The 7,043-nt window shown below is 67.5% G+C and carries 7 protein-coding genes; 4 read left to right on the top strand and 3 right to left on the bottom strand.

From position 1 onward, the window contains the following. Positions 1–17: 17 nt before the first annotated feature. From OO48_RS30775 to OO48_RS30765, 3 genes are all read right to left on the bottom strand, one after another. The gene (locus OO48_RS30775; RefSeq protein ID WP_157845585.1) at positions 18–1,169 is read right to left on the bottom strand and encodes a hypothetical protein; all 1,152 of its coding nucleotides are present in this window, start codon (positions 1,167–1,169) and stop codon (positions 18–20) included. Between the two features lie 127 nt (positions 1,170–1,296). Continuing rightward, positions 1,297–1,944: an HAD family hydrolase gene (locus tag OO48_RS30770; RefSeq protein ID WP_245194864.1), complete on the bottom strand. Its 648-nt coding sequence runs from the start codon at positions 1,942–1,944 to the stop codon at positions 1,297–1,299. Between the two features lie 38 nt (positions 1,945–1,982). After that, positions 1,983–2,831 (bottom strand): GntR family transcriptional regulator, encoded by an 849-nt coding sequence (locus OO48_RS30765; protein ID WP_033222239.1) that lies wholly within the window; start codon positions 2,829–2,831, stop codon positions 1,983–1,985. Between the two features lie 397 nt (positions 2,832–3,228). Here OO48_RS30765 and OO48_RS30760 point away from each other — a divergent pair, with 397 nt between their 5' ends. The 4 genes from OO48_RS30760 to OO48_RS30745 all read left to right on the top strand — a co-directional run bounded on the left by OO48_RS30760 (position 3,229) and on the right by OO48_RS30745 (position 6,935). Then, positions 3,229–3,510 (top strand): hypothetical protein, encoded by a 282-nt coding sequence (locus OO48_RS30760; RefSeq protein ID WP_033222238.1) that lies wholly within the window; start codon positions 3,229–3,231, stop codon positions 3,508–3,510. Next, a complete protein-coding gene (locus OO48_RS30755; RefSeq protein ID WP_033222236.1) occupies positions 3,507–3,725 on the top strand; it encodes a hypothetical protein in 219 nt (72 codons plus the stop codon). The genes OO48_RS30760 and OO48_RS30755 overlap by 4 nt, the downstream gene beginning before the upstream one ends. Then, positions 3,722–4,594 carry a DUF2637 domain-containing protein gene (locus tag OO48_RS30750; RefSeq protein WP_033222234.1) on the top strand — a complete coding sequence of 291 codons (873 nt, stop codon included), beginning with the start codon at positions 3,722–3,724 and terminating at the stop codon, positions 4,592–4,594. Before OO48_RS30755 ends, OO48_RS30750 begins: the two co-directional genes overlap by 4 nt. A 97-nt stretch (positions 4,595–4,691) precedes the next feature. Beyond that, the gene (locus OO48_RS30745) at positions 4,692–6,935 is read left to right on the top strand and encodes a cell division protein FtsK (protein ID WP_033222232.1); all 2,244 of its coding nucleotides are present in this window, start codon (positions 4,692–4,694) and stop codon (positions 6,933–6,935) included. Positions 6,936–7,043: the final 108 nt, after the last annotated feature.

Raw genomic sequence — 7,043 nt, 5'->3', positions numbered from 1 at the left:
TGTCAGTTGTACTCGCGTCACACGCCACGGTCTACCGGATCAAGCGCGACCACAAGGGCGAAACCCGCAGATTGATCACAACCAGATACGCACCCTAGTTGGCGCCACGCGAAGGTATGCTCCTTTTCGGAGTCCATGCGCTTCGAGTAGGCAAAGATCTCAACCTTGCCATCTGGTTTCACTTCGGCAGTTGCTTCACCGTTGCTGGTGGACCATTCGAACTGGACGCCCCCATCCTCGGTTGGGTAGATGTAGGGGCGTCGAATCTCGCGGTCAAGGCATTCCAGCAGGAGTGCTTCGGCCTCCCGGATAACCTTTCGCGTGACAGCCTTTCCTGCGCCATCAAGCCATCCGTCGGGAAGGCTTCCAAGTTCGAGTAGGCGCTCGGACCATTCAGGTGGCAGCAGTGGCTCGATCCCGAGGATGTCCCGGATCTCAATGATTTCCTCGTCCATGGATTGGACTGTGACGGCGCTAAGGGCAACCGTCGGAGCCAGAGTCGAACGGTCGAGGTACTGGCGCATGTCCGCAACCAGTTCCTCGGAGGAAAAGGAACCGGAGATGGTCTTCTCGGTTCTCGCGAGCCTGAAATCAAATGTCAGCTTTTCTGCGCTAACTCCAGTAATTTGGCCGTTTACTGGAGCTTCCACCTCGAAGCGATCAATCTGCGCCCGCTCCTGGATCTTGCGCCTGATTGCTTGCGAATAGGTGGCTGCGTGCGGGGTGTTCGCATCAAACTCGATAAATTCGTCCGCTTGGAGGCTTCTGCCGAAGCGAGAGAACTCGGGCAGGGCGGACTTTGGGAAGTTTGCGGGAATGTCGTCGTCGTTATCGATCGACCGCAAGGCTTCCAGGATGATAATTCGGGCCTCTTCGAAGATCCCGAAGGAGCCATCTTCGAAGAGACTGTCATCCTCGGTTGGTGCTATTTCCAGGACGGGAATTACACTGCCGGATTGAATGTCGGTGAGCCTAAGCGTGAATGACGAGTCAAACCCTCGCGGTGCGCGCTGGCGAAAGTTTCGACGCTTGTAAATCCCCTTGGCGACGCCGATTACCAGCCGCTCGTACCGGGCGAATTCGGACAAAACTTCGACAGGGAGGCCGTGTTGTTCGTAGCGGCCGCCTCGAAGACGCCATGATCCAAATGCGTGTGCCTCGGTCCCCATGGGGTGATCCTAGTTAACGTTCAGTGAGGATGCCTAGCTTTTGATGCGCTGACACTCAACAGTGACATGCGCCATCCGGGTTGGGCTGAGTGATCAGGGTCAAGCGATCACATGATCCCTAAGGGGGTCATTCCTGCAGGGCCTTCGCGATGAGGTGCATCGAGTCCACGATGACTACCGCGCCGGCGGCGGCAAGCCTGGCGTCCTTGCCCGGCTTGTTGGCGTAGCCGATAGTCGGGACGCCCGCAGCCTCACCTGCTTCCACGTCCCGAGCGGCATCGCCGATGAAGATGCACTCCTCAGGCTTGCTGCCCACGGCATCCATTGCTTTCAGGAGAAGGCGCGGGCTTGGCTTCATGGATGATGGGTCGCCCAGGACCCGACCGAAGACGCCAGTCACGTAGCCGTCGAGGCCCCGATCGGTCAGGTAAGCCTCGATCGCCACGCTTGCGTTGTTGCTCACCACCGAGACGGACCGGCCGGTCCTGGCGCAAGCGTGCAGAACGGATTCGCCCCCCGCGTTCGGTCGACCAATCCGTACAGCTTCAGTTTCAAGCGTCGCGAGCGCGCGGTCCGTCGCCGCTGCCAGGTCCGGGCGGGCCCCGGCGATCAGGCGAAGCAGGGCGAGTGGGTCAGCCTCGGTCTCAGTTGGGGCCGGGACCTGCTCGCCGGCAGCGAGCAGGCCCCGGCGGAGGCGTTGTGCGACTTCCGGCGCTGGAAACCCGGCGAAGACCGAGCAGACCGGACCGTCGAAGTCGAGCAGGACGTGCTTCACCGGTCGAAGCACGTCAGCGAGCGACGGGGGAGAGGCGGTCACGGCTGGCGCTCGTACGCGATCGTGGACCACACGCTGTCGAACCACATCTGTGCCTGCTGGACGTACTGCGATCCGAGCGAGGCATCGTCCGGGCCGGAGGCGTGGTGGAAGAGCGTGGTGTCCTTGCCGGTGACGTCGTAGAACGTGTGGTCGTTGCTGCCGATGGCTACCGTTCGCTCCCGGAGCGGGTAGAAACCGAAGAACGCCTCTGAGCGGTTCAGGATGTACAGCTTGAACAGGCTGGACGCCCGGTGCACCTTCACCTGAACCGTGGCCGACTGGACGAGACCAAGCTCCGCCAGCATCTCGACTGAGTGGGCGATGCCGCCGGCGTTGGTCAACGCGATGTTGCGCGCACGGTCCCGGAGTGCGGGTTCGTCCTTGAGCCCATCCACCAGGACGGGCACGGCCATGGGCTCGGACGTGTCCGGCAGCAGGAGCCGCACGGTGATGGACTCCGGGGCCAGCCGCCCGGAGCGCACCTTGTCGAGCGGTTCCTGCATGGCGTTGTGCAGCGTCTCGCTGGAGAAGCCTGCGAAGTCGAGCGTCACCTGCTTCTGCTCGAAGGCTGCTTCGAGGTGTGGCCGAAGGCCGACGGGCCGCGACGTCCGCTCTCGTACAAAGGACCCGCTGCCCTGCCGGGTCACGATCAGCCCCTCGGTCCTGAGCAGGTCTAGGGCCTTGTCGATCGTCCCGCGTGCCACGCCGAAGTGCTTGGCGAGTTCGGGGCCGGACGGGAGCTTGTCGCCGGTTTCGAAGCCGGGCTTCTTCGTGAGAATCGAGGCCCGCAAAGAGCTGCTGACCTGCTGATACGGCGGGCGGGAGTCATCCGGGTCGAGGCTCATGCACCCATGCTAAGGCAGATGCCCAACACACGCGAGAAACCCAACTCTCTTGACCTGCCTAGGCAGGTTGTCTATGTTGAGTGTGTCGCAACCGAGAGATGCGGGAGCGGCGAAGAGGGGCCTTCTTTGGGCTGCTCTGACCAGGACGAATGCGCCCGGAGGGGTGGGGTGACAGCCCCCCGAAGGAAGCCTCAGTTCCTTGACAACTCAACAGAGTGCTGATCGAGAACGAGTGTCTTTGGTCCCCGATCCGTGCCTGCCTGGCGGGTCGGGGGTCATGGCTACTCGTGACGAGACGAGTGGTCTGGGCCCGAAGAGTCGGGGCCGCCGCGCTCACCTTGGCCGGTGCGCGGCAGCCCCTGGTGGGCCTACTCGCCCATTGGAAGAGGTAGACCCGATGAAGTCGATTGTTGCAGGCCAGCGGGCCGCGAACGAGGACGAGTTCGCAGAGCTGGCGCTGGGCGTGGACGAGGAGCTGTTCGCCGGCGTGCCCGGCGAGACGGCCATCGAGCGCGAGGCCCGGCTGGACGTGGCGTACGAGGTGCTGGCGGACCTGCGTCGGGAGGACCCGGACCTGGCCGCCTACGCGGAGCGGCTGCTGAAGTCGGCCCCGGTCCCGCTGCGGCGGGTGCGGGCCATGTCCGAGGCATTGGCGGTCCGGATGGGGGTGGCCGCGTGAGCCGCTCCGAGTTGCTGTTGATGGTGGTCGTCCGGCTTCGGGTGGCCCTGGCGGTTGCGGGCCTGGCCTGGCTGGCCGGGTGGCAGCCCGGGGTTGGTGGCCGGGTGCTGCTGGCGGTGCTGGTGGCCACCGTGCTGGTGGTCGACACGGCCAGCGCCGAGTCCGAGCGTCGGCTGATCGGCGGCAGTCGCCGCAGGACGGCGGGTGTCCGATGAGTCGGGCCGCGAAGTTCTGGATGGTCACCGCGCTGCTGGTCGTGGTCGCAATGGCGTTCCGGGTCTCGTGGAACGCGCTGCGGGACGTGGCGGTGGCGATCGGCGCTGACAAGGACGCCGCGTTCGTCTACCCGCTGGTGGTCGACGGTCTCATGGCGCTGGCCCTGGTGGCCGCGCTGGTCCTGCCGCAGGCCAACCGTTCGTTCGCACTGCGGGTGCTGGCCGGGTACACGGTCGCCTCGCTGGTGCTCAACTACGTGCACGGCTTGGTGCCGACTCTGCACAACGGCGGTCGGGCCCGACTGGCCGACTGGGCACCCGCGCACTGGACGCTGGTCCTGCTCGCGTCGTCCCTGCCGGTCGGCTCCATCTTCTTTGGGTCGGACCTCGTGGCCAAGGTGCTGCACCACAAGCCCGAACCGGAAGAAATCGACCGGAGTCCCGCAAATCGGTCGGTATCTGACCTGCGCGGATCGGCCGACCCGGAGTCGCTCGATTCGGTGTACGAGTCGCCCGACCCGCAGCCGACCGTGCCCGCCGTCGTCGTGGAGCCGGTCCGGCCAGTCAAGTCCGTTGCCGCGCAGGCGAGTCGGTCCCGCCGGGCGACCGGCACGGTCCCGAAGTCGGCCCGCAGCGCGAGGCCGACCCGCACGCCGGACGAGTTGCTGGGCGAGGCCCGATCGGTGACGGCCGACTGGCCGGACGACCGGCTGACCGCCGACGCGATCCGCACCGCCGTCCGCACCTCCGCCGTGAACGCCCGCACGCTGCGGGACGCGCTCAAGGCCGAGCGCGCGGTCAAGCCGATCCTGCACGCGGTGCCCGAGCCGGACGAGACCGGCGACGACGGCCCCGCGCTGACCGCCTGACCGCACCACTGGCACAACCCGGGGCGGCCCGCTCGCCTGGCAGCCATCGGCCCGCCCCGGCCCCTCCCACCACCAATCCAGTAGGGAAGGAAGCTCAGTGAACCACGAGGAACTCAGCCCGGCCGACGACCCGTCCGAGACGGACCGGCCCGGCGAGAGCGACGAGGGAGCGGCGGTTCTGCCGTTCCGGGTCCGCTTCCGCAAGAACAGCGCCGCGGCTCCGGTCGGGGAGGACGGGTCGGTGTACGTCGACCCGGACGAGATCGAGCTGCCGGACGACGAGGGCACCGACGACGAGGACGAGGGGCCCCGTGAGGGCGAGTTGGTGGACCCGCCGCCGAGCAAGGACGTGCTGACGCCGGCGGAGAAGCGGGCCGCGAAGTCGGCCGCCCGCAAGCCGGTCCTGCCGGAGTGGGCCCGGTCGACGGACGAGTTCAAGGCCGTGGCAACGTGGGCGGCCGGGCACTACTGCATGGTGTCCGCCTACCACGCGGTCCGGGCCCCGCTGTATGTCGGCAAGGTCGCCGTCTACGCCCCGCGTGGTGCGTGGCGGTGGTCCAACGGGGTGCGGCGGTGGGTGTTCGACTCCGAGGGCGCGCCGTTCAGGGCGGCTGCCGCGCGGGACGAGGACATCGAGGAGTACCTGAAGCTCACGAGGGTGCGGAACGCTCGCGTGCGGTTGCGGCTGATCGTGGCGACCATCGCCGCCACGGTGCTGATCGTGGCCGGGACGCTGCTGGCAGTCGCGCTGTCGTCGTTCCTGTGGTGGTCGACGGTGGTGGCGGTGCTGATGTTGCTCGGGCAGGTCGGGATGCCCGCCGACCAGCGCCTGATCGACCCGGCGCGGGTGAGGTTTCGTCACCGCAAGCTGTCGGCGGACATCGTCACCCGCGCGTTCGTCGCCGCCGGCCTCACCCGGCCGGATCAGGGGCTCACGTTCCCGAGGCCGATCACGCAGGAGGGCAACGGCTGGCGCGTGGTCCTCGACCTGCCGTTCGGCAAGACCTTTACCCACGCCCTGAAGGCCCAGGAGCAGATCGCCTCGGGTCTGGACGCCGCGATGACGCAGGTGTTCCTCGACCGCGACCCGTCTAGCGCGCGGCGGGTGTCGATGTGGGTGGCCAAGGAGGACCCGCTCGCCGTGCCGGTCGGCAAGTCGCCGCTCATCACCACGGACCGCGTGGACTTCTGGAAGCCGTTCCCGTGGGGCCGCGACGAGCGCGGCAACGAGGTCATGGTGACGATGCTGTGGCTGTCGCTGCTGATCGGAGCGGTGCCCCGGCAGGGCAAGACGTTCTCCGCCCGCACCATCGCCCTCGCCGCGGCTCTCGACCCGCACGTGCGCCTGTACGTGTTCGACGGCAAGGCGTCCCCGGACTGGCGGAAGTTCGACAAGGTCGCCCACCGCATCGGCTTCGGCATCGCCCCCTACAACGGGATCGACCCGGTGAAGGTGCTGATCGCCGCGCTGCGGGAGCTGAAGGCCGACGTGGAGTCCCGCTACCAGCGGCTGTCGGAGCTGCCGGTGTCGGTGTGCCCGGAGGGCAAGCTGACGCCGGAGCTGTCGCGGAACAAGTCGCTGAACATGCCGCTCACCTTGGTGGTGGTGGACGAGGTGCAGGAGTACCTCCAGCACCCGGAGCACGGCGGGGAGATCCTCGACCTGCTCGTCTACCTCGCCCGCGTCGCCCCGGCCGTCGGTGTCTCGCTGGAGACCTCGACGCAGAAGCCGGACGACAAGGCGTGCCCGTCGGTGCTGCGCGACCAGCACCAGGCCCGCTTCTCGCTGCGGGTCGGCTCCTGGCAGGTCTCGGACGTGGTGCTCGGCGCCGGGTCCTACAGCGAGGGCCTGGACGCCTCGCGGCTGCTGAAGTCCCACAAGGGGGTCGGCCTGCTCAAGGGCATGTCCGACGACTCCGGGATCGTCCGCACCTACCTGGTGACCGGCGAGGACGCGGACCGCGTGCTCACCCGGGCCCGCGCCCTGCGCGAGCAGGAGGGCACCCTGTCCGGCAGCGCGGCCGGCGAGGTGCAGCCCGCAGGCGAGGCCAGTGACCTGCTCGCCGACGTCGCCGCCGTCATGCCCGCCACCGCCGCGAAGCTGTGGTCGGAGACCGTGGTGGACCGCCTCGCCGAGCTGCGGCCGGAGATCTACGGGCCGTGGGCCGAGATGGAGCAGAAGGCGAAGGCCACCCAGTTGGCCACCGCACTGAAGCCGTACGGGATCGAGACTGGGCAGGTCTGGCTCAAGACCGAGGACGGCTCGAACCCCAACCGGCGGGGGGTCAAGCGGGAGGAGGTCCTCGCCGCGATGGCCGCCCGGAAGCGGTCCGCGAGCTAGCACCAGCCCCGCTAGGTCTAGCACCCCCGCTAGCGACCCACATATGCCCTGACCAGGGCGCTAGCCGCCTAGCGCCCTGGTCCCGTGCGCCCCGAAACCGCCTCTAGG

This window comes from Kitasatospora phosalacinea (assembly GCF_000716545.1).
GTDB classification, from domain to species: Bacteria; Actinomycetota; Actinomycetes; order Streptomycetales; family Streptomycetaceae; genus Kitasatospora; species Kitasatospora phosalacinea.
The sequence above is the reverse complement of the archived record's forward strand: the minus strand, read 5'-3'. Positions and strand labels throughout refer to the sequence as shown.

Coding starts and splice junctions, on each gene's coding strand:
- OO48_RS30775 (WP_157845585.1), bottom strand. CDS start 1,169: ATGGGGACCGAGGCACACGCATTTGGATCATGGCGTCTTCGAGGCGGC.
- OO48_RS30760 (WP_033222238.1), top strand. CDS start 3,229: ATGAAGTCGATTGTTGCAGGCCAGCGGGCCGCGAACGAGGACGAGTTC.
- OO48_RS30765 (WP_033222239.1), bottom strand. CDS start 2,831: ATGAGCCTCGACCCGGATGACTCCCGCCCGCCGTATCAGCAGGTCAGC.
- OO48_RS30750 (WP_033222234.1), top strand. CDS start 3,722: ATGAGTCGGGCCGCGAAGTTCTGGATGGTCACCGCGCTGCTGGTCGTG.